The organism is Streptomyces nigrescens, assembly GCF_027626975.1.
Classification (GTDB): domain Bacteria; phylum Actinomycetota; class Actinomycetes; order Streptomycetales; family Streptomycetaceae; genus Streptomyces; species Streptomyces nigrescens.
This window is the reverse complement of record NZ_CP114203.1, coordinates 1,854,993-1,875,570: the sequence shown is the minus strand read 5'-3', so window position 1 is coordinate 1,875,570 and position 20,578 is coordinate 1,854,993. Positions and strand designations below refer to the sequence as shown.

The 20,578-nt window shown below is 71.9% G+C and carries 19 protein-coding genes; 11 read left to right on the top strand and 8 right to left on the bottom strand.

Features of this window, described 5'->3' with window-relative positions; all coding sequences use genetic code 11:
• Positions 1 to 179: 179 nt before the first annotated feature.
• The gene (locus STRNI_RS08485) at positions 180 to 2,057 is read left to right on the top strand and encodes a serine/threonine protein kinase (protein WP_277410860.1); all 1,878 of its coding nucleotides are present in this window, start codon (positions 180 to 182) and stop codon (positions 2,055 to 2,057) included.
• Between the two features lie 458 nt (positions 2,058 to 2,515).
• Here STRNI_RS08485 and STRNI_RS08480 read toward each other — a convergent pair whose 3' ends face one another.
• Positions 2,516 to 3,973 (bottom strand): FG-GAP-like repeat-containing protein, encoded by a 1,458-nt coding sequence (locus STRNI_RS08480; protein ID WP_277410859.1) that lies wholly within the window; start codon positions 3,971 to 3,973, stop codon positions 2,516 to 2,518.
• A 168-nt stretch (positions 3,974 to 4,141) separates the two neighbouring features.
• Here STRNI_RS08480 and STRNI_RS08475 point away from each other — a divergent pair, with 168 nt between their 5' ends.
• Positions 4,142 to 4,345 carry a hypothetical protein gene (locus STRNI_RS08475; RefSeq protein ID WP_266444296.1) on the top strand — a complete coding sequence of 68 codons (204 nt, stop codon included), beginning with the start codon at positions 4,142 to 4,144 and terminating at the stop codon, positions 4,343 to 4,345.
• A 231-nt stretch (positions 4,346 to 4,576) separates the two neighbouring features.
• The gene (locus STRNI_RS08470) at positions 4,577 to 4,867 is read left to right on the top strand and encodes a DUF5955 family protein (protein WP_026170205.1); all 291 of its coding nucleotides are present in this window, start codon (positions 4,577 to 4,579) and stop codon (positions 4,865 to 4,867) included.
• Positions 4,868 to 5,128: 261 nt separating this feature from the next.
• Here the strand turns inward: STRNI_RS08470 and STRNI_RS08465 are convergent, their stop codons facing one another.
• On the bottom strand, positions 5,129 to 5,929 hold the full coding sequence (locus STRNI_RS08465; RefSeq protein WP_018092806.1) for an IclR family transcriptional regulator: 801 nt from the start codon (positions 5,927 to 5,929) through the stop codon (positions 5,129 to 5,131).
• Between the two features lie 268 nt (positions 5,930 to 6,197).
• On the opposite strand from STRNI_RS08465, the gene STRNI_RS08460 reads away from it, so the two are divergent.
• From STRNI_RS08460 to alc, 4 genes are all read left to right on the top strand, one after another.
• Positions 6,198 to 6,986 (top strand): aspartate/glutamate racemase family protein, encoded by a 789-nt coding sequence (locus tag STRNI_RS08460; RefSeq protein ID WP_159485386.1) that lies wholly within the window; start codon positions 6,198 to 6,200, stop codon positions 6,984 to 6,986.
• Positions 6,987 to 7,029: 43 nt separating this feature from the next.
• Entirely contained in the window at positions 7,030 to 8,577 is a 1,548-nt protein-coding gene (locus STRNI_RS08455; protein WP_159485384.1) for an NCS1 family nucleobase:cation symporter-1, read from the top strand.
• A gap of 157 nt (positions 8,578 to 8,734) precedes the next feature.
• Positions 8,735 to 10,078: an allantoinase AllB gene (gene allB / locus STRNI_RS08450; protein WP_277410858.1), complete on the top strand. Its 1,344-nt coding sequence runs from the start codon at positions 8,735 to 8,737 to the stop codon at positions 10,076 to 10,078.
• Positions 10,075 to 11,205, top strand: a complete 1,131-nt coding sequence (alc, locus tag STRNI_RS08445; protein WP_266444307.1) for an allantoicase — start codon at positions 10,075 to 10,077, stop codon at positions 11,203 to 11,205. The genes allB and alc overlap by 4 nt, the downstream gene beginning before the upstream one ends.
• Positions 11,206 to 11,316: 111 nt before the next feature.
• On the opposite strand, the gene STRNI_RS08440 is transcribed toward alc, so the two are convergent.
• The 5 genes from STRNI_RS08440 to STRNI_RS08420 all read right to left on the bottom strand — a co-directional run bounded on the left by STRNI_RS08440 (position 11,317) and on the right by STRNI_RS08420 (position 16,742).
• Positions 11,317 to 11,997, bottom strand: a complete 681-nt coding sequence (locus tag STRNI_RS08440; RefSeq protein WP_266444310.1) for a thiaminase II/PqqC family protein — start codon at positions 11,995 to 11,997, stop codon at positions 11,317 to 11,319.
• Between the two features lie 203 nt (positions 11,998 to 12,200).
• The gene (locus STRNI_RS08435; protein WP_277410857.1) at positions 12,201 to 14,903 is read right to left on the bottom strand and encodes a glycoside hydrolase family 84 protein; all 2,703 of its coding nucleotides are present in this window, start codon (positions 14,901 to 14,903) and stop codon (positions 12,201 to 12,203) included.
• A 154-nt stretch (positions 14,904 to 15,057) separates the two neighbouring features.
• On the bottom strand, positions 15,058 to 15,246 hold the full coding sequence (locus tag STRNI_RS08430; RefSeq protein ID WP_018092813.1) for a DUF6126 family protein: 189 nt from the start codon (positions 15,244 to 15,246) through the stop codon (positions 15,058 to 15,060).
• 36 nt (positions 15,247 to 15,282) lie between these two features.
• Positions 15,283 to 15,909: a helix-turn-helix domain-containing protein gene (locus STRNI_RS08425; protein ID WP_109893790.1), complete on the bottom strand. Its 627-nt coding sequence runs from the start codon at positions 15,907 to 15,909 to the stop codon at positions 15,283 to 15,285.
• Positions 15,910 to 15,929: 20 nt separating this feature from the next.
• On the bottom strand, positions 15,930 to 16,742 hold the full coding sequence (locus tag STRNI_RS08420; RefSeq protein WP_381844810.1) for a YqjF family protein: 813 nt from the start codon (positions 16,740 to 16,742) through the stop codon (positions 15,930 to 15,932).
• A 156-nt stretch (positions 16,743 to 16,898) separates the two neighbouring features.
• On the opposite strand from STRNI_RS08420, the gene STRNI_RS08415 reads away from it, so the two are divergent.
• The 4 genes from STRNI_RS08415 to STRNI_RS08400 all read left to right on the top strand — a co-directional run bounded on the left by STRNI_RS08415 (position 16,899) and on the right by STRNI_RS08400 (position 20,035).
• A complete protein-coding gene (locus STRNI_RS08415) occupies positions 16,899 to 17,348 on the top strand; it encodes a guanyl-specific ribonuclease (RefSeq protein WP_159485372.1) in 450 nt (149 codons plus the stop codon).
• Between the two features lie 453 nt (positions 17,349 to 17,801).
• The gene (locus tag STRNI_RS08410) at positions 17,802 to 18,461 is read left to right on the top strand and encodes a bifunctional 4-hydroxy-2-oxoglutarate aldolase/2-dehydro-3-deoxy-phosphogluconate aldolase (RefSeq protein ID WP_018092817.1); all 660 of its coding nucleotides are present in this window, start codon (positions 17,802 to 17,804) and stop codon (positions 18,459 to 18,461) included.
• A 178-nt stretch (positions 18,462 to 18,639) separates the two neighbouring features.
• Positions 18,640 to 19,467: a transporter substrate-binding domain-containing protein gene (locus STRNI_RS08405; RefSeq protein WP_277410855.1), complete on the top strand. Its 828-nt coding sequence runs from the start codon at positions 18,640 to 18,642 to the stop codon at positions 19,465 to 19,467.
• 106 nt (positions 19,468 to 19,573) lie between these two features.
• Positions 19,574 to 20,035, top strand: a complete 462-nt coding sequence (locus STRNI_RS08400; RefSeq protein ID WP_274740689.1) for a PaaI family thioesterase — start codon at positions 19,574 to 19,576, stop codon at positions 20,033 to 20,035.
• Between the two features lie 15 nt (positions 20,036 to 20,050).
• On the opposite strand, the gene STRNI_RS08395 is transcribed toward STRNI_RS08400, so the two are convergent.
• Complete coding sequence (locus STRNI_RS08395) at positions 20,051 to 20,452, bottom strand: VOC family protein (RefSeq protein WP_277410854.1); 402 nt, start codon at positions 20,450 to 20,452, stop codon at positions 20,051 to 20,053.
• Positions 20,453 to 20,578: the final 126 nt, after the last annotated feature.

Here is a 20,578-nt window from a genome sequence, read left to right as displayed (position 1 = left end):
GTACGCGGAGGGTCCCGGCCGCCAAATCCCGTCGCGAAACCGGCCCTTCGGACAAGGCGCCATGTTCGTCACCGGCGATGTGAGGGTGTGGCGCCTGGCCGGATAAGGTTCATCCCCGTTGCGGACATCGTGGCCGTCGTGCCGAAGTGGCGGGCCTTTTTGAGTCGGGGGACCCAGTAGTGGTGAACAATGCGGGCGGATCCGGAATCTTCCAGCCGCTGGAAGGTGACGATCCGCGGGCGATCGCGGGCTACCGCCTCACGGCGAGGCTCGGCTCCGGTGGCATGGGGAAGGTCTATCTCTCCTACACGCCCGGCGGGCGGCCGGTGGCCATCAAGGTGATCCGCCCCGAGTTCAGCGAGGACGCGGAGTTCCGCCGCCGCTTCAAGCAGGAGGTGCAGTCCGCGCAGCGCGTGCAGGGCCTGTTCACCGCGCCGGTCATCGACAGCGACGCCGAAGGCCCCAGCCCCTGGCTCGCCACCGCGTACGTACCCGGCCCCTCGCTCGCCGCGGCGGTCGCCGGGCACGGCAAGCTGCCGGTGCCGACCGTGCTGCTGCTGGTCGCCGGGATCGCCGAGGCGCTGCAGGTCATCCATGGCGCGGGCATCGTGCACCGCGATCTGAAGCCGTCCAACGTGCTGCTGGCCGCCGACGGCCCGCGCGTCATCGACTTCGGTATCGCCCGCGCCGCCGACGCCACGTCCCTGACCAGCAGCGGCGTCACCGTCGGCACCCCCACCTTCATGGCGCCCGAGCAGGCCGCGGGCAGCACCATCAGCCCCGCCACCGATGTCTTCGCGCTCGGCCAGGTCGCCGCCTACGCGGCCATAGGCACCCCGGCGTTCGGTGAGGGCACCTCGCACGGAGTGCTCTACCGCATCGTCCACGAGGAGCCGGATCTGACCGGACTCCCCGACGAGCTGCGGGAGTTGGTGACCCGCTGTCTGTCCAAGGAGGCGTCGGACCGGCCCTCCGTCGCCGAGGTGATCGCGCTGTGCGGCGCGGCCTCCGGCCAGACGCAGCTGCGCCGCCCCGAGGAGTGGCTGCCCACCGCCGTCGCCGCCGACATCACCACACGGGCCGCCGCGCCCGCGCCCGCACAGACGCCGCCGCCCCCGCTGGAGGCGCCCACCGCGGCCGCTCCGGCCCAGCCGCCGAACCCGCCCGCCCCGTCGCCGGGCCGGCCGACGCAGCCGCCGGCCCCGCCCACGGCGCCGGTCGCACCGGTGCCGACCGAGCTGAGCCACCCGCAGACCCCGCCGCCCGGCTTCGGCCCGGCGGCCTACGCGCCGACCGTCGCCGGGACCGGCGCGCCGACGGCCACCGGACCGACCGCCGCAGTACCGACCGCCGCCGTACCGACGGCCACCGGACCGGCGGTGACCGGCCCGACCTCCGCCGTGCCCGCCCCGCAGCCGCCGAAGAAGAAGCGCAAGGGGCTGATCGCGGTCCTGGCCGTGGTCTGTCTGCTGGCCTTCGCGGGCGCCGGCGGCGCCCTCGTCTACACCTTCATGAAGGGCGAGGGCCAGAAGAAGGGCAACCAGTCCGCCGGCGGCAGCAAGACGGCGAACAAGGACTCCTCGCCGACGCCCACCGGGGACCCGACCGCGAGCCCCGGTGACGGCGGGAGCGGCGCCCCGGTGAAGGACCCGACCCCGGTCGACTACAAGACCATCAACCTGCCCGACGACTACCACATTTCGCTGTCCGACGAGCCGGTCCACCCGACCGACTCCGACAACGACACGGACATCGACTTCTCGTACACGGACAACTCCTACACGGACGACGAGGTCGACACCGAGACCGGCAAGCTGGTGCTGCTCAACGCCGGCCAGGAGGGCACGCTCGCCACCTGCCGCAACGAGACCCGGTTCACCGACAGCATCCTGACCAAGCGGCTCTCCAAGGGCGCGCAGATGTGCCTCACCACCAAGTACGGCCATGTCGCGCTGATCACCTTCAAGGGCTACGCCCCGAAGACGGACCCCAGCAGCTACATGACCATCGACGTCCGAGTCTGGCGCAACGCGGTGGAGCCCGAGCAGGAGTCCTGAGACGGGTTGGCTGCGCCTGGCGGGGTGGGGGCGCTGAGCGGCTCTCGGGGGCGCCGGGGGCCCTCGGGGGCTCTGGTGCCGTCGGGGGCCCTGTGCGCGCCGTCGGGCGGCCGCCTGCGCGTGCCTGCGGCATCCTCGGGCCTTCTCGCTGTCTTCGGACCTCCTTCCCGCGCCCGTCCTCCCTGCTTTCCCGGCCGCCCGCGCCCGTCCTCCCGCCCGTACCCCGCTTGCCTGGGCGCTCCCGGCTTCCCCGCCTCGCCACCTCCTCCCCCACCCCGTTAGGGGTGGGCACCTGCGTCACTACACCCGCCCACCCCCCGAAGGGGGGTGGGCGGCGGGGGAAAAAACCTAACGACTTGGTGCGCGATAGGCGACGTCGCCGGCCATAAGTCAGCACAACGGAAGGGGCGGCGCCGGAATCCTCCGGTGCCGCCCCTTCCGGCTGTCTGTCTACGTGCTCAGGAGCCCGACATGGCATCCCCGAACATGGGGTCATCCCCCGAGTTCCCGATGCCGACGGACGACGCACCGAAACTCACCGCGCCGGTGCCCGTGACGCCTCCGTTGGAGCCGCGCAGGACCCACACGGCGCCGTCGTCGCTGTTCTCGCCGCCCGCGCCCACCGACAGATCGGCGCGGCCGTCCTTGTTGTGGTCGGCGAGGTGGATGGCGTCGCCGAACATGTCCGACGACTCGTTGGCGCCCGGGACACCCGAGGTGTCCTGGTTGAAGGACTGGGCGCCGGTCCCCGTCAGGCCGGAGGCGCCGCCGCGCAGCACCCAGACGTTGCCGGCGTGGGGCGCGGAGCCGATGGTCTCGAAGTTCGCGCCGACGGCGAGGTCCGGGTAGCCGTCACCGTTGACGTCGCCCGCGGCGAGTGTGCCACCGAACGAGTCGTCGGACTCGTCCGCTCCCGGCACGCCCGCGGTGTCCTGGCTGAAGACGGCGCTGCGAGTGGTGTCGACGCCCGCCGCACCGCCGTAGAACACGGTGGCGTAGCCACCCTTCGCCGTCTGGTCCGTGACGGAGACGAAGTCGGTGCCGACGACCAGGTCGTCGTGCCCGTCGCGGTCGAAGTCCGCCACGGTGAGCGCGCCCGCGTACCCCGTGCCCGCCTCGGTCTGCAGCGTGGGCCCGGTCGAGGCGCCCCGGTAGACGAAGTTGCCCGCGGAGGACCCCACCACCACGTCGTCCGTCCTGTCGTTGTCGAAGTCCCCGGCGGCCAGCTGGACGGCGCCCTTGGGGTACGCGCCGGACTCGATCTGCGCGTCGAAGCGCAGCTTCCCGGCCGCGCCGCCGGACTTGGTGAAGCCGCCCTTGAAGATCCACACGTCCTTGCCGGTGGAACCGACCGCCAGATCGGCCTTCCCGTCACCGGTGAAGTCGCCGACCGCGAGGGACTGGCCGAACCGGTCGTGGCCCGACGCGTTCGGGTCGCTGATCGTCGTGCCGCCTGACAGGCCGGACGAGCCGCCCCACAGGATGGTGACCGAACCGCCGTCGACGTCGCCGCTGACGTCCTCCAGCGGTGTGCCCACGACGAGATCGCCGTAGCCGTCGTTGTTGAGGTCACCGTGCGCGAGTTCGGTGCCGAAGCGGTCGGAGGTCTCCGAGGCGCCCGGCACGCCGGAGGAACTCTGCGATGTGGTCTTGTGGCGCGCGGCGCTGATACCGCTCGACGAGCCGTAGTTGACGACCACGGCGCCCGCCTTCGCCTTCCCGCCCGCGACAGCACCCGGGGCGCCGGTCGCCAGATCGCGGTAGCCGTCACCGTTGAAGTCGTCGGCGAGGCCCGACGCGGCGGCGCTCGCGCCGCCGGGCAGCGTGATGAGCAGGCCACCGGCCAGTGCGGCCGCGACGGCGGTGGCGCCCAGGACGACGGGACGCCGGGAGCGCTTGTGATGGGGCCGGGACATGAGTTCCTCTCCAGGACATACGTGCGGACTCGGAGATGACCTCTGGTGAGCCTGAAGGGTTGTACGGGAAAGGGGGCCGGCCGCGGAGGAGGGCCGGCGGCGTGAACGCCGAGGTCACGACCGTCGGCGCGCGCCAGGGGCCGGCCCGGACCATGGGCTGGTGTTCCGATGAAGGACGCGCCGCCCAAGGAGGTCACCGCCTGGGAGGCCGAGCGCCACCAGCAGTCCTCGGAACGCACCTGCGTGGAGCACGCGAACGCCGAGCACAAGCAATGGCGAACTCTCCAACGCTTCCTCGGACGCCGCGAGTACTTCGATGAGAGCTACCGAGCCGTCGCCGGCCTGATCTCCGACCGCACCGCCGAAAGATGATCACCCACCAGCCGACCCGCCAGGCCGGCACGCCCCGACCTCAATCGCGCACCACGCCCTAAGGAGCCGTCAGGCATGGGCCACGCCCCCCGGATTCACTCGGTGATCCGGTTTTTTCGCTCTCCGTATGGCGCGATCAGCGCAGAGTGGCGTTAACTGGCCCGCATTGTGGAACGGGCAACGGCTTTGGAGGACGCCGTCGTTGTGGAACAGCTGCAGAGGGACAGACGAGTGACCGGGGTTGAGGGCGACCCACGGGTCCAGGAATTGCGCGGGGCAGTGGCCCGGCTGCGCCGCCAACTGGCCGTACTTCCAGGGGAGTTACCGGACCGGGTGGCCGCCGATGATGAGCTGGCCGCATTGGACGCGATGGTGAGCCACGGGATGCCCGAGGTGCCCCGGCTGCGCCGTTCGCTCCTGCTGATTGCCGGGGCGGTCGGATCGGTGAGCGCGCTGTCACCCGCGCTGGCAGAGGTGCGCGAGGGTATCGACCGTTTCGGCGAGCTGCCGCGCGCTTGGTGACCACCACCGCGCAGCCCGGACCGGAGTCCGGCGCACCGGTGCGCTGACCGGCTCGCGAGCCGGTTGGTTGCGCGCCGCGGCAGAGTCGTGCGCGGACCAGCCCCGTACGCTGCCTGCCCGTCCGCGAAGGGCCGTACGCCGCGCGCGCCCCCGAAGGAGCCATATGCGGGCTGCCTGCCCGCCCGCGAGCCGTACGCCGCCCCCCCAGCCCGCGAGGAGGGCCCGTACGCCACCCGCCCCCGAAGGCCCCGCCCCGTCCCGCTACGCCGGCGTCTGATTCGCGAGGGCCACCGACAGCTGCGCCGCGACGTCCTGCAGGACCGGCACGATCTTGTCCGTCGAGGCCTCGGTGACCCGGCCCGTCGGGCCGGAGATGGAGATCGCCGCCGAGGTGGGGGAGTTGGGCACCGGCACCGCCAGGCAGCGGACACCGATCTCCTGCTCGTTGTCGTCGACGGCGTAGCCGAGGCGGCGGACGTCGGCGAGCGCTTCGAGGAAGCGGTCCGGGTCGGTGATCGTCTTCTCGGTCGCGGCGGGCATGCCCGTACGGCCGAGCAGCGCGCGGACCTCCTCCGGGGGGTGGTTCGACAGCAGGGCCTTGCCGACGCCGGTGGAGTGCGGCAGCACCCGGCGTCCGACCTCGGTGAACATCCGTACCGCGTGCCGGGACGGGACCTGGGCGACATAGACGATCTCGTCGCCGTCGAGCAGCGCCATGTTGGCCGTCTCGCCGGTCTCCTCGACCAGGCGGGCCAGGAACGGCCGGGCCCACGTGCCCAGCAGCCGTGAGGAGCTCTCGCCGAGCCGGATCAGACGGGGGCCCAGCGCATAGCGGCGGTTGGGCTGCTGGCGGACGTAGCCGCAGGCGACGAGCGTGCGCATCAGGCGGTGGATGGTGGGGAGGGGCAGCCCGCTGCTGGTGGACAGCTCGCTCAGGCCGACCTCGCCACCGGCGTCGGCCATCCGCTCCAGCAGGTCGAAGGCGCGCTCGAGGGACTGGACGCCGCCGCTGGCGCCTGGCTTGGCTTCGGCGGCGGAGGTGCTGGCGCTGGACGACGGCACGGAGCGTTCCTTTCGGGGCGGGGCTGATCGGTCTCGGCTGGCACGTGCGGGCGCCGGGCCCGACCGGAGAAGCCTACCGGTCCCCGTACGCCCGCACATGGACTCTCGCACACTCGTTCCCACCGGTCAGGCTTGCTTTGTCCCATGGAGTGAACCGCTGGGCCGGCACCTAGCCGCGATCTCTTGACGGTGCCAGTGGCCATAGCTACGTTCTGCTGCGCGAAACCTACTGTCCATTCTGTGGAATCCTCCAAATCGCTGGAGCGTCATGCGCATTCTCGTCATGAACCCGAACACCACGGCTTCCATGACCGCTTCGATCCGCGCCACCGCCACCGCAGCCGCCGCCCCGGGCACCGAGATCATCGCCACCGAACCCCTGTGGGGGCCGGAGTCGATCGAGGGCCACTTCGAGGGCTATCTCAGCGCCGCGGCCGTACTGGACCGGCTCGCCACCCTCGACCTGGCCTTTGACGCGCTGGTCATGGCCGGATTCGGCGAACCGGGCCGGGAGGGTGCCCAGGAACTGCTGGACGTACCCGTCCTGGACATCACCGAGAGCGCCGCCCAGATGGCGATGATGCTCGGCCACGCCTACGGCATCGTCACCACCCTCGACCGTGCCGTACCGCAGATACAGGACCGGCTGCTGACCGCGGGACTGCTGCAGCGCTGTGCCGCGGTCCGGGGCACCGGGCTCGGCGTCCTGGAGCTGGAGGAGGACGCGGAGCGCACCGTCGAGGTGATCATCGAGACCGCTCGTGACGCCGTCCGGGCCGGTGCCGAGGTGATCTGTCTGGGCTGCGGCGGGATGGCCGGGCTCCAGGAGAAGGTCGCCGCGGCGCTGGGGGTACCGGTGGTGGACGGTGTCGCCGCGGCGGTGAAGTTCGCGGAGGCGGTCGTCGGCCTCGGGCTGACCACCAGTGCGGGCCGCAGCTTCGCGCCGCCCCGCCCCAAGGTCATCGGCTCCTGGCCGCTGAGCGCCCATCTGTCCCCGGGGCGCGCTCAGGGCTCCCCGCGCCCCACTGAATTTTCCGCACAGACATCAGGCATCTGACAACTGACCCCCTAAGCTCCACCCAACCTGCCTGGGAGGACACGTGTCCACACCCCCGAAGCCCCCGCAGCCGGACCCACGTCTCTTCAACGAGGACCTCGCCCCGGCCCCCGAGCGCAAATGGGGCACGTACAGCATCTTCGCGCTGTGGATGTCCGACACCCACGCGATCAGCAATTACGCCTTCGCCTCCAGCCTGTTCGTACTGGGCCTGCCGGCCTGGGAGGTGTTCGTCGCGCTGCTGGCCGGCATCTCGATCGTCTACTGGCTGATGAACCGCATGGGGCACGCCGGGCACCGGACCGGTGTGCCCTATCCGGTGCTCGCCCGCGCGAGCTGGGGCGTCTACGGCGCCAACATCCCGGCGCTGCTGCGCGCCGTCATGGCCGTGGCCTGGTACGGCATCCAGACCTGGCTGGCCTCGACCGCCGTGGTCCTGCTGACCCTGCAGCTCGCGCCGGGCCTGGAGGTCTACCACCACAACTCGGTGCTGGGGCTGTCCACCCTGGGCTGGATCGCGTTCATGGTGATGTGGGGGCTGCAGGCCGTCCTGCTGACCCGCGGGATGGAGTTCATCCGCAAGGTCCAGGACTTCGCGACCGGACCGGTGGTCTGGCTCGTGGTCCTCGCGCTCGCGGTGTACCTCGTCGTCAAGGCCGGCGGTGACATCTCGCTGACCCGCAGCCTCACCGGACTCAGCGGCTCCGCGCAGCTCGAACAGAGCCTCATCGCGGTCAGTCTGACCGTGGCCACCTTCTTGACCCTGGTCCTCAACTACGCGGACTTCGCCCGCTTCACGCCCGACCACCGCTCCTACCGGCGCGGCAACCTGATCGGGCTGCCGGTGAACTTCACCGCCTTCGCGATGGTCGCCGTGCTGGTCACCGCGGGCACCATCTCCGTCTTCGGCGAGGCGATCTACGACCCGGTGAAGGTGATCCAGAAGATCGACAACCCGGTGGTCACCGTCGTCGGCGCGCTGTCCTTCATCGTCGCCACCATCGGCATCAATGTCGTCGCCAACTTCGTCTCGCCCGCCTACGACTTCGCCAATCTCGCGCCGAAGTATCTGAACTTCAAGCGCGGCGGCATGATCACCGCGGTGCTGGCCATCGTCGTCATGCCCTGGAAGCTGTACTCCTCGGCGCTGGTGATCCAGTACTTCCTGGGGGCCCTCGGCGCCTTCCTCGGGCCGCTGGTGGCGATTCTGCTCGTCGACTACTACCTGGTGCGCCGGGGCCGGATCGATGTCGATGCGCTGTTCTCGGCCGATGCCCGGGGGGCGTACTTCTACCGCCGGGGCTACAACCCGAAGGCCGTGATCGCCTTCCTTCCGGCGGCCGCGGTCTCCGCCGCGCTCGCCCTGGTCCCGGCCTTCGACGTGGTGGCGCCGTTCTCCTGGATCTTCGGAATGGGGCTCGCCGGTGCGCTCTACGTCCTGGTCTCGGGCCGTGACCGGTCCGCCGCAATCGCCGCACCGGTGCCGGACGAGATCATCCCGTCGCAGGTCAGCGCCGCCGTGGCGACGGATCCTGCGGCCTCCGAGGGGGCCGGGGCGGTCGTCGTGCCGGTCCCGGCCGAGGGGTCTTGACGGGCCGGGGTCCGGAGTGAAGACTCATTCAACAGACTGTTGAAACCGCATGTCACTCCGGCGTGCGCGACGCGCTCCGGGTGCGCGGCCACTTCGGCGGCCGTGCACCCCACGCGCCCGCACGCCACGATGAAAACAGCTACGAGGAGGGGACCGGGTGTCCGAAACAGAGCTGGTGCTGCGCTCCAGGCGCGTCGTCACCCCGCAGGGGACGCGCGCCGCGTCCGTCGCCGTCCAGGACGGCAGGATCACCGCGGTGCTGCCGTACGACGACCCGGCTCCGGCCGAGGCACGGGTCGAGGACCTCGGTGACGACGTCCTGCTGCCCGGCCTCGTCGACACCCACGTCCACGTCAACGACCCGGGCCGCACCGAGTGGGAGGGCTTCTGGACGGCCACCCGCGCGGCCGCGGCCGGCGGGATCACCACCCTCGTGGACATGCCGCTCAACAGCCTCCCGCCCACCACCACGGCCGCCCACCTCGACACCAAGCGCGCGGTCGCCCGCAGCAAGGCGCATATCGACGTCGGCTTCTGGGGCGGCGCCATCCCCGGCAACGTCAAGGACCTGCGCCCGCTGCACGACGCCGGGGTCTTCGGCTTCAAATGCTTTCTGTCGCCGTCCGGTGTGGACGAGTTCCCCGAGGTCGACCAGGAACAACTGGCCGCCGCCCTCGGCGAGATCGCGGGCTTCGACGGCCTGCTGATCGTGCACGCCGAGGACCCGGGCCACCTGGACGCGGCACCCGAGCCGCACGGCCCCAAGTACGCCGACTTCCTCGCCTCCCGCCCGCGCATCTCCGAGAACGACGCCATCGCCGGGCTGATCGTGCTCGCCCAGCGCCTCGACGCCCGGGTCCACGTCCTGCATCTGTCCTCCAGCGACGCACTGCCGCTGATCGCCGCCGCCAAGCGCGAGGGCGTCCGGATCACCGTCGAGTCGTGCCCGCACTTCCTGACCCTGACCGCCGAGGAAATCCCGGACGGCGCAACGGAGTTCAAGTGCTGCCCGCCGATCCGTGAGGCCGCCAACCAGGACGCGCTGTGGGAGGGGCTGGCCGACGGCGCCATCGACTGCATCGTCTCCGACCACTCGCCGTCCACCGCCGACCTCAAGACCGCGGACTTCGGCGCGGCCTGGGGCGGTATCTCCTCCCTCCAGCTCGGCCTGCCCGCCATCTGGACCGAGGCCCGCGAGCGCGGCCACACCCTCGACGACGTGGTGCGCTGGATGGCCACCGCACCGGCGGCGCTGGTCGGCCTCGACCGGAAGGGCGCCATCGAGCCCGGCCGGGACGCGGACTTCACGGTCCTCGCCCCCGAGGAGACCTTCACCGTCGACCCGCAGGCCCTCCAGCACCGCAACAAGATCACCGCATACGCCGGCAAGACCCTGTACGGCGTCGTCCGGTCCACCTGGCTGCGCGGCCGCCGGATCAACGACGGCACCACCCTCGCCGAGCCCACCGGCGAGCTGCTCGAACGGCCGCACCGCGCATGACCGCCGCCGGCCTTCCCCGCTACACCGGCGACGCCGCCCCGTACCGAGGCGGCGACCCGTACGCCGACTACCGCACCCCCGGCCCTGACGGCTTCCCCTTCACCCAGCTCCCCGACCTGGCCGACCGGCGGCTGGGTGCGGGCGTCATCGCGGCGAACGACGAGTTCTTCGCCGAGCGGGAGAACCTCCTCACGCCCGGCCCCGCCCGCTTCGACCCCGAGGCCTTCGGCCACAAGGGCAAGATCATGGATGGCTGGGAGACCCGCAGGCGGCGCGGCACCGACGGCGACCACCCGTTCCCGGCGGACGAGGACCACGACTGGGCGCTGATCCGGCTCGGCGCCCCCGGCGTGATCCACGGCATCGTCGTCGACACCGCCCACTTCCGCGGCAACTACCCGCGGTCCGTCAGCGTCGAGGGCACCTGCGTCGAGGGCTCCCCGTCACCGGCCGGACTCCTCGCCGACGGGGTGACCTGGACGCCCCTCGTCCCGCGGACCCCCATCGGCGGCCACGCCGCCAACGGCTTCCTCGTCGATACCGGCCGCCGCTTCACCCATCTGCGCCTCAACCAGCATCCCGACGGCGGTGTCGCCCGCCTCCGGGTCCACGGAGAGGTCGTCCCGGCGCCGGACTGGCTCGCCGCGCTGGGCACCTTCGATGTCGCCGCGCTGGAGAACGGCGGCCGCGTCGAGGACGCCTCGGACCGCTTCTACTCCCCACCCGCCCACACCATCCAGCCGGGCCGCTCCCGCACGATGGACGAGGGCTGGGAGACCCGGCGCCGCCGCGGCACCGGCAACGACTGGGTCCGTTACCGCCTCACCGAGCGCTCCGTGATCCGCGCGGTGGAGATCGACACCGGCTGCCTCAAGGGCAACTCGGCGGGCTGGGCGGCCCTGTTCGGCCGCGACGGCGAGGGCGGCGACTGGACCGAACTGCTGCCCCGCACCCGCCTGCAGCCCGACACCGTGCACCGCTTCCTGCCGGCCGGGGCGCCGCCCGTCACCCACGTCCGGATCGACATCTTCCCCGACGGCGGCATCGCCCGGCTGCGCCTGCACGGCTCACTCACCGCGGACGGTATGCGCCGCCTGGCCGCGCGCCACGAGGAGCTGAGCGGCTGACCACGACGGGTCCAGCGGTTCTGATGGCATGTCAGAAGTGCCGGGCGGTCACCCCCGGCCGGAGGGGATGGGCGGCACCGGCCGGGGAACCCGCGCGCCCGTCCCGGCGGCTCACTCCCCGACGGAGTTCCAGAACATGAGCTCGTACGACTGGAGCAGACGGCCGTAGCGATGCGCCGTGGCCGGCTGCGCCTGGCCGGTGTCGAGGCCGTGCTGTACCGCCTCGCGCGCCTTCTCGTCGACGGCCGGCGCCGGCTCGGCGAAGAACCCGAAGAAGCCACGGGCCGCTTCGGGGAAGCCGTAGTGGTCCCGCATCGCCGCCGCGACGACCGCGCAATAGCCGCCCCAGGCGGCGAAGTTGGCGGTCAGCGCGATCGCCACATCGGACGGCTCGCCGCCCAGCGCGAGCCGCGCCGCATAGGACGGGTACGCCTGACAGCCGGGCCGCGGCTGGTACTCCGCGATCTCCCGCTCGCTCAGCCCACAGGCGTCCGCCAGCCCAGCCAGCCGCTTCAGCGCCCGCGTCTCACCCTGGGCGAGCAGATCGAAGAAGTCGGCGACGGGCGGGTCACCGTCCGCCCGCCGCGCCAGATGCTGGAAGCTGAGGCGGTCGGAGGCGATCACCTGGTGCTGTTCGAGGGCGAAGGTGGCGAACACGGAGCGCGGCGCCGCACCCGCCTCGATCTGCGAGACCAGCCGGTTGGCGGCGGAGTCCGGGGTGAGCGCGCGGACCGCGTCGTCCAGCACGGCGGCCGCGGTCGGGCGAGGGGCGTCGGGAGCGGTTCGGGCCATGGGTCGGTCTCCTCCGGGGCGAGGGCGGCGGCCAGCACCTCAGATTAGGGCGCGGGGCGGGGCCGCGGGGGAGATGGCGCGACGCCGCCGGGTGGACGCCACCCCATCGCGCACGGGAGACGCGGCACACCGCCGGGCGTGCCGCGTCCTCCGTGCACCGGGCGGGGGCGGCGCGGCCCCACCCCCGGTGCAGCAAGCGCCCCTCAGTGCACCACCACCTCATTGACCTCGGGCGCCGCCGTCCCCTCACGCCACGTCAGCCGGACGCCCTCGACCGGGCCATCGCCCGCCGCGAGCCGCGTATAGGCGCCGGACAGCGTGCCGAGCGTGCGCCAGGCACCGCCCGTACGGACCTCGACCTTCGCCGCCCCGGCCGGCGCGCCCTGCGGCCGCAGCACGACCACGGAGTGCGCCGCACGGGGCGCCTCGGGCGTGAACTCCAGCGCCTCACCGGGCTGCGCCGCCCGCGCCGCGTGGTAGACGGTCGCCGGATCACCGTCCGCCGCCGACCGCAGCGCGCTGCCCTCCGCCGCGGGCGGGCCTCCGGCCACCGTCACCGCTTCGGCTCCGGCCACCGCGAACTCCCGCACCACCAGCCAGTTGTCCTGCGCCTGGGTGGCCCGGGCGCGGACGTACCGGGCCCGGGCACCGGCCGGCGGCTCGACCCGCACCTCGGCCTTCCCGTCGAAAGCGGCCAGCTTGTGCCAGTTCTCGTGGTCCGACGAGTACTCCAGGACACCGTGCCGCAGATAGTCGTCCGGGCTGCCGCTCTTGCCCATCGCCAGGGTGACCGTGCCCAGTGGACGCTCGGCCCGCAGATCCAGCGCCACGGAGGAACCGGCCTTGGGCGCGGCGCCGCTCCAGAAGTACGTGGCGTCATCACCGTCGGTCATACGGGAGACCGCGTTGTCCTGGTAGACGGAGAGATCCGTCGACGCCTTGGGGCGGCCGGTGACGCCCAGCGCCCGGTCGTGCGCGGCCACCGCGTCCTCGACGAAGGTGTCCAGCACCCCGTCCGCCACCAGGACCGGAATCCTCTTCCCGGCCATGTCCACGTACACGAACGACCTGGCCTTCTTCACCAACTCCGGTATCTGCTGCCGTAGTTGCCAGGCCTGCGCGCCGTTGCCCGCCTTGGTCGCCTCGATCAGCCGCAGTGCCGTACGCGCCGCGACACCCCAGGCCCGGGTCGCGTCCAGCCACGGCTCGCTGTCCTGTACGAAGCCGCGGTCGGCGAGCCGGTCGCGCAGCACCGCCGGAGCGTCCTGCAGGTTCCGCAGCACGGCATCGAGCCGCCGCGCCTCGCCGTCCTTGCCGAACTCCTCGATGGCGGCGGCCAGTTCGGGCGCCTGCCGCGGGTTGAGTGACGAGGAGTAATGGGCGTCCGCGAAGGCCCGCAGCGCCCGTGCCGTACGGGCGTCACCGCCCGCCAGCTCCTCGATCGCCCCGCCCCAGGACGTCCGGGCGTCGTACGCCGAGTCGTTCCACGCGTAGTCCGCGACCGTGTACAGCGCGAGCTTGGACGCCGCGGGCTGGATCATCGGGTTCGCGGTGATCCCGGCCAGCTGCCCCGGCAGCCCCTTCTCCCGGCCGTTGAACGGCCCGAGCAGCAGCCGGTTGGTCACATAGTCATTGACCGGGTAGTTGTCCCACGTCAGGATTTGGTGCCCGAAGACCTCCCGGGCCTGCCGGGCCTGGGCGACGGTCATCGTCGGCGCGATCACCCCCACCCCCGTCCACTCCACCAGCACCTCCTTGTCCAGCTGGGTGGCCAGCGCCTTCTTGTACGGCGACGGCTTCACGTCGTAGTACTCGGTCGGCACCATCTGCAGCGGCTCGGCGCCCGGATGCCCGGCGATGAACTCCCGGTTGACACGGTTGAGCAGATGCGCCTGCGCGGCACCCGCCGCCCCGCCGCCGGTCCCGAACCGGTCCTTGTCCGCCGCACAGTTCCAGTCCGTGTAGCTGATGTCGTCCAACGGCACCGCGAAGGTCCGCACACCGATGTCCCACAAGGTCTCGAACTTGGCGGTCAGCGCCCGGAGATCCGCGTCGGAGCCGTAGCAGACGGACAGCCCCGGGGAGAGCGCATAGGTGAACTCCACATGCCGCTCGCGCGCCCGGTCCACCAGCTCCTTGATCTGCGCCAGCTGCTCCGCGGGGTACGGGTCCCGCCACTTCTCCCGCAGATAGGCGTCGTCCTTCGGCGAGTACACATAGATGTTCATCTTGTGCGCGCCGTAGAAGTCGAGCTGGTCGAGCCGGGCCCGGTGCGACCACGGGGTGCCGTAGAACCCCTCGATGACGCCGCGCAGCGGGGTGGCCGGCCAGTCCCGTACGACGGTGCCCGGCACCTGGGCGCCCGGCCGCTCCCGCTGCGGCAGCAGCTGCCGCAGCGACTGCGCGGCGTAGTACGTGCCGTTGGCGTCCTTCCCGGACAGCGCGATCCGCCCCTTGCCGACGGCCAGCGCATAGCCCTCGGCGGGCAGCCCCCCGGGGCCCCGCGCGCCCAGCTCCGTCAGCGTCCGCGCCGCGCCCGCACCGTCCACATACACCGTCAACTGCGGGCCGTCCGGCTGCGGGCCGTCCGGCGCCCGCCCGGCCCGCACGACCCGCTGCGCACCGGCGTCCTTCAGTGACTTCTCGACGACGGCCAGCGCCGGCGCATCGGCGCGCGGCCCGGCGACGACGGTCACGGACGGGGTGACGGTGACCCGGTCGGACCGGCCGTGGACGGACCGGGGCGTGGGCGAGAGGGCACGGGAGGCGGAGCCTTCGGGGCTGTCCCGGGCGCCGTCCCGCCCCGCCTTCCCTCCCGCGCCCGGCGGCCCCGCCATGCCCGTCAGGGGGAGCACGGCCAAGGCCATGGCCAACGCGGTGGCCGCCGCGGTGCGCTTACGGTGCATCCTTCGGTCCTCCTCGGTGCAGCGAGGTTCAGGGACGAGGGTCGTGCGACCTCTTCGCGCCAGCAGGCTTCACCTGGCCACCACACCGGGGCAATGGACTTTCGGGCCGAAGGGATGGACGTTGCCGCTCCCCGGAGCACCCGCGGGGCGCCCCCTACCGGGAATTCGCGGCGATCACCACAAGGCTCATCATCGCCAGCAGCACATGCGTCGCAATGACATAGATGAACACCCGCACATACAGCCCGCGGGGCGGCTTGTTCTCGACGTACTTCCGCGCGGGCACCGCCTCGGACAGCGGTTCCGACGGCGGGGGGGTGGCAGGAATGGTCTGATCGGGCACGACGTGGGTCCTTCCCTCAAGAACGGTGCCGAGGGCTCACAGCCCGCGGCGCCTCGTGTCGTCGCCGAGGCACAGCTCGGCGGCCCCGCTCTGCAGCAGCGTGTGGACGAACAGCAGCTCCACCCCGCCCGGCGAGGCGGCGGCGATACGGTGCGGGGTCAGCGAGTCGAAGTGCGCCGCGTCCCCCGGCTCCAGCACCTGTACGGCCGCACCGAGCGTCAGCCGCAGCCGCCCCTTGAGGACGTACAGCCACTCCTCGCCCGGATGGACCCGCACCAGATCGCCCTGCGCCCGCTCCGGCACCCGCACCCGCAGCGCCTGCATCGCCCGCCCGGCACCGCCCACGGTCCAGTACGTCCAGCCGCCGGCCTCCGACGCCTCCGCCCGGCCGGCCCGCACGATCGGGTCCCGCTCCGGAGCGGTCTCGCCGAGCAGCTCGGATACCGTGGTGCCATAGGTACGGGCCAGCGCCAGCAGCATCGGCAGCGAAGGCTGGCGCTGATCGGTCTCCAGCCGCGACAGATGCGCAGGCGAGAGCCCCACCAGCCGGGCCGCGGCCTCCAGCGTGAGACCACTGCGTCGCCGCAGGTCACGCAGGCGCGGCGCAACGGTGGACAGCTCGTCCGGCGGACCGCCGGCGGGCTCGTCGGGGAGCTCGGTCATATCCCCGGTATAGCGAGCTTTCACCTCTCGGGCAAAAGATTTGCCTCAGAGGCAAAAGCGCCCCCTCGCGCCGGGGCGGGGGTGCCGCCCGGGCGGGCGGGCCGTCCGAAGCGCACGGGGACGCCGGGCGAGTAGAGCACGCTCGCCGGTGTCCCGCACGGCTCGGGCAGGCCCGCGGCCGTCACCAGGTTCTCGTGACACTCGATCAGCTCGGCGCGGTGCAGTGGCCACCTCGGGTGGGTGTTCGGCAGATACATCGGCCGCCCGAAGAAGCTGCTGTGCATGCCCCAGCGTGCGGTCAGGAAGTGTTCGAGCGCGGTGGGCTCCTCGATCTCTTCACCGAGCCGTATCGTCAGCCTGCTGTGGGCGCCGCGCGGTCCGGGCCAGCGGCGGCGGCTGTGGTAGCTGATGGTGTCGGCGCGGCGGCTGATGCTCATGCGGGACCACAGATACGGCAGTCGGAGAAAGGTCCGTGCGATCGCCACGGGGATGAGGCGGGAGGCGTCGAGCGAGCGGAAGACCACGCCTCGGCGCCCGGAGGCATCCACGGTGTAGAGGCGCACGTTCGTCTCCGGGAAGCTGCCCAGATACGGCACGCCGGGCAGCCGGAACCATCCGACGCGGTGCATGCGGAAAGCGACCAGGCCGACGTAGGTGGCGCCGTCGAGCGTATCGGGGACCGTACCCGCGGGCAGGAGCGGCGTGATGTCGGCGGGGTCGACGGCCCAGTGCACAAAGGCCAGATCCAGCCACGACTGAGTGAGGAGAGGGCGCGGCGTCGTGTGCACGGGGGCCGGCGTTATGGGTTCCGGGGCGAGGGGCGTAGGCGGCACTGCGGCAGGATCGCACACCCCCCTGTGCGGCTCTGAGGGTGTGGCCGCGATATGCGGAAATGTGCGGCAGTTGGTGGGGCGGTCTTGTGAACTCCCGGAAAACTTCCGCCCGTTGGCATTGACAGGATCATGTCTACGCGCGTCATTCTGGAGGGCATGAGAATCCCCCCACGGATCACCAGGTTCGGCGCCGTCGGCGCCCTCGCTTCGGCCCTTCTCATCGGCGGGACCGCTGTCACCGCCACCCCCGCCGTCGCCTCGACGCACACGGCCACCTCGTACGCCGCGACGGCGCATGTGGCGTCCGTGCACGTCCAGGACGTCGGCAAGGTCTGCTACTCCAAGCTGCCTTCGCAGGCCCATGACACCCTCGATCTGATCGAGAAGGGTGGGCCCTACCCGTATCCGAAGGACGGCACGGTCTTCGACAACCGGGAGGGCATCCTCCCGTCCCAGGGCACCGGCTACTACCACGAGTTCACCGTCATCACTCCCGGCTCGCCCGACCGCGGTGCGCGACGCATCGTGACCGGCGAGAAGAAGGAGGAGGACTACTACACCGCCGACCACTACAAGACGTTCGATCTCGTCGACCGAGGCTGCTGAGGCCGGCCGCACCGACGGGCCGTCGGCCGACCGGCAGACGGCCGGGCAGGTGAGCGGCCGGCCGGATGTCAGGGCACCGGCCGGCCGTCAGGACAACGGAACAGCAGGGGGAGCGGGCCGAGTGGGCCCGTGACCCGGAACCCGCGGCGGCCGGGGTGCACACGCACCCCGGCCGCCGCCGTGCGTGCGCGCTGGATGCCCGCGCTGTGCGCCCCCTCCCACCTCCCTCTTCTCCCCATTCTCGGCAGAAGGGGCGCACGGGGCGCACCCCCGAGAGAGGATTGTCAGTGGCTCCCGGTAGCGTTTCGGTGAAAACGAGGAGCGGGCGGGCATCGGCGGAAAAAGACCATGTGCGGTCAGCTGCTGCGGCACGCCCCGGAAAGTGCCGTATCCGCTGAAGGCCATGGCGAGGCGGCATGGAGCGTCGGAGACAAGGAAGGACGGCGAACTGCCGTGTATCGCTGGGAAATCACCCGGGCCGCACTGGCGCAGCGTGTTTTCGCCATCGTCCGGAGCCGGACCTATGACGAGGCCAGCGCCACCGCCGACACCCTGCTGTCGGCGGGCATCACCAGCCTGGAGATATCCCTCACCACCCCCTTCGCCCTGGAAGCGGTCACCACCCTCACCCGGGAGCTGGGCGACGACGCGGTCATCGGCGCCGGCACGGTCCTTGACGCGGCATCGGCCCGGATGGCGGTCGACGCGGGCGCCCGTTTCCTGGTCTCGCCGAGCCTGGACGCCGAGGTCATCCGTACGGGCCACCGCTATGGCGTCCCGGTCTTCCCCGGGGTGTCGACGCCGACCGAGATGGTCCGCGGTCTGGAGCTCGGGGCGGACGCGCTCAAGCTGTTCCCCGCCTCGGCACACGACCCGTCCTGGCTGGCGGAGGTGCGTGCCTCACTGCCGCAGGTACCGCTGCTGCCGACGGGCGGGGTGACGGTCGACAGCGCGCCGGAGTGGATCGCCGCGGGCGCCGTGGCTGTCGGTATGGGCGCGGCGCTCTCCGACGGCGACCGTGACACCGTTGCCAAGCGTGCCGCCGATCTGCTCACCCGCCTTGAGGACGCCGCCCCGGACCGTCCGACGATCCGGGGTACCGCGGACTTCTGAGAGGACGGACGGCGCGTCCGGTGCGGAGACTGACGGTGCGTCGGTGCGCCGCCTTCCCGGCCCCTGACCGGCCGTCCCACTGGCCGGTCAAGGGGTTCACCCGCACCCCGGGCTCTGCCACCCTGAGCGCTTCGATCATGCGACCACGCCGCCGCGTACCGGAGTCACAGGAGCCCCCATGAAGCGCGCCGTCACCCTCTCCGCCCTCGCCTGTCTGCTCGCCGTCACCGCCGCCGCCCCGGCGGCCTCGGACACCCCCACCGCGGCACGAGGAGCCACCACCGCCTCCGCGGGCAAGCAGTCGGCCCTCGACACCGTCCCCCGGCGCAAGGTACTGCGCGTCTGCACCACCGGTGACTACCGTCCCTTCAGCCACCTCGACCCCGCGACCGGCACGTACAGCGGTGTGGACATCAAGATGGCCGGGGATCTCGCCAAGAGCCTCGGTGCCAGGCCGCGTTATGTGGCCACGACCTGGGCCGGGCTCGTTGGCGATCTGTCGGCCGGCCGCTGCGACATCGCCATGGGCGGAGTCTCGGTCACCCTCCCGCGCGCCCGCTCCGTGTACTTCAGCGAACCCACCCGCACCGACGGCAAGACGCCCATCGTGCGCTGCACGGACAAGGACAAGTACCGGACCCTGTCGCAGATCGACCGGCCCGGCACGCGCGTCATCGTCAACCCGGGCGGCACCAACGAGGAATTCGCCCGCGCCCATCTCCACCGGGCAGCCCTCACGGTCCATCCGGACAACACCACGATCTTCGACGAGATCATCGCGGGCCGCGCCGATGTGATGATGACCGACGCCAGCGAGACCCGCTACCAGGCCAAGATCCACCCCGAACTCTGCTCGCTCCACCCGGACAAGCCCTTCTCCTTCTCCGAGAAGGCCTACGCACTGCCCCGCGGCGACGATGAGTTCAAGGCGTATGTGGACCAGTGGGTACACCTGGCCACGCACGACGGCACGTACCGGAAGTACGAGGACGCATGGATGAAGTAGCGGGCCGGTGGCGGCCCGCCGTTTTGGAGAGTCGGCTCTAATGTCGGTCGGACTTTCCGGCACACGGCACACGGCATACGGCACACGGCGAGAGGCGGAGGACGAGATGGCCGGTTCGGGGCGGACGAGTGCGGAGTTCGATCTTGCGGCGGCGCAACAGGCCCTGGCGGCCCAGCCGTTCAGCAGGCTGGTGCAGGCGCGGATCACCGAGTTCGGGGGTGGTGCGGCCACGCTGGAGATCGATATCCGCGAGGAACTCCAGCAGCAGCACGGGTTCGTGCACGGCGGGGTGCTGTCGTACGCCGCCGACAACACCCTCACCTTCGCCGCCGCCACGGCCCTGGGCGCCGCCATCGTCACCGGCGGCTTCTCCATCCAGTACGTGCGTCCGGCGCGCGGCCGCACGCTGCGCGCCCGCGCCCAGGTCGTCCAGGCCGGGCGCCGGCAGGCCGTGTGCCGCTGCGAGCTGACCGTGCTCGACGAGGAGGGGGCGGAGAGCGTGTGCGCGGTGGCGCAGGGGACGGCGATGCCGCTCAACGGGCCGGCGGGCGGCGGTGGCGAGGGGTAGCCGGTGCGCGGCGGCTCAGCCGTCGGTGCCGGCGTCGGCGGCCGCGGTGTTCCCGGTGCCGGGCGCCGGTGCGCGGTGACTGAGGACGTTGACGACCCGGCCGTTCGGGTCCTCGACGAAGAAACGGCGGACGCCCCACTCCTCGTCCTGGAGCGGCCGGACGATCCGCGCCCCGGAGGCCAGGACGGCGGCGTGGACCGCGTCCACGTCGTCGACCTCGATGCTCAGGTCGGGAGTGACGGGGGCGGTCTTGTCGTGGGTCATCAAGATGAGCTGGGCCGTGGGGTTGGCGGGGGAGGCGAGGGTCATGACCCAGCCCAGGTTCATGACCTCCTCGAACCCCAGCAGGCCGTAGAACGTGCGGTTTCCGTCCAGGTCGTCGGAGTGGATGTCGGGGACGACGCGGCGTACGGGCATGGGTGCTCCTTCGGGACGTGCGGGCGGTCGGGCACGGGCGGGAGGGCCCGGTCCGGTGTGCGGTCACGGCCGGCCTCGGCAACGTACTCCGACGTACGGCAAGACCTCCTGAGCCCGCGCCCGGAT

Coding starts and splice junctions, on each gene's coding strand:
- STRNI_RS08480 (WP_277410859.1), bottom strand. CDS start 3,973: ATGTCCCGGCCCCATCACAAGCGCTCCCGGCGTCCCGTCGTCCTGGGC.
- STRNI_RS08475 (WP_266444296.1), top strand. CDS start 4,142: ATGAAGGACGCGCCGCCCAAGGAGGTCACCGCCTGGGAGGCCGAGCGC.
- STRNI_RS08460 (WP_159485386.1), top strand. CDS start 6,198: ATGCGCATTCTCGTCATGAACCCGAACACCACGGCTTCCATGACCGCT.
- alc (WP_266444307.1), top strand. CDS start 10,075: ATGACCGCCGCCGGCCTTCCCCGCTACACCGGCGACGCCGCCCCGTAC.
- STRNI_RS08440 (WP_266444310.1), bottom strand. CDS start 11,997: ATGGCCCGAACCGCTCCCGACGCCCCTCGCCCGACCGCGGCCGCCGTG.
- STRNI_RS08435 (WP_277410857.1), bottom strand. CDS start 14,903: ATGCACCGTAAGCGCACCGCGGCGGCCACCGCGTTGGCCATGGCCTTG.
- STRNI_RS08425 (WP_109893790.1), bottom strand. CDS start 15,909: ATGACCGAGCTCCCCGACGAGCCCGCCGGCGGTCCGCCGGACGAGCTG.
- STRNI_RS08415 (WP_159485372.1), top strand. CDS start 16,899: ATGAGAATCCCCCCACGGATCACCAGGTTCGGCGCCGTCGGCGCCCTC.
- STRNI_RS08405 (WP_277410855.1), top strand. CDS start 18,640: ATGAAGCGCGCCGTCACCCTCTCCGCCCTCGCCTGTCTGCTCGCCGTC.
- STRNI_RS08400 (WP_274740689.1), top strand. CDS start 19,574: ATGGCCGGTTCGGGGCGGACGAGTGCGGAGTTCGATCTTGCGGCGGCG.
- STRNI_RS08395 (WP_277410854.1), bottom strand. CDS start 20,452: ATGCCCGTACGCCGCGTCGTCCCCGACATCCACTCCGACGACCTGGAC.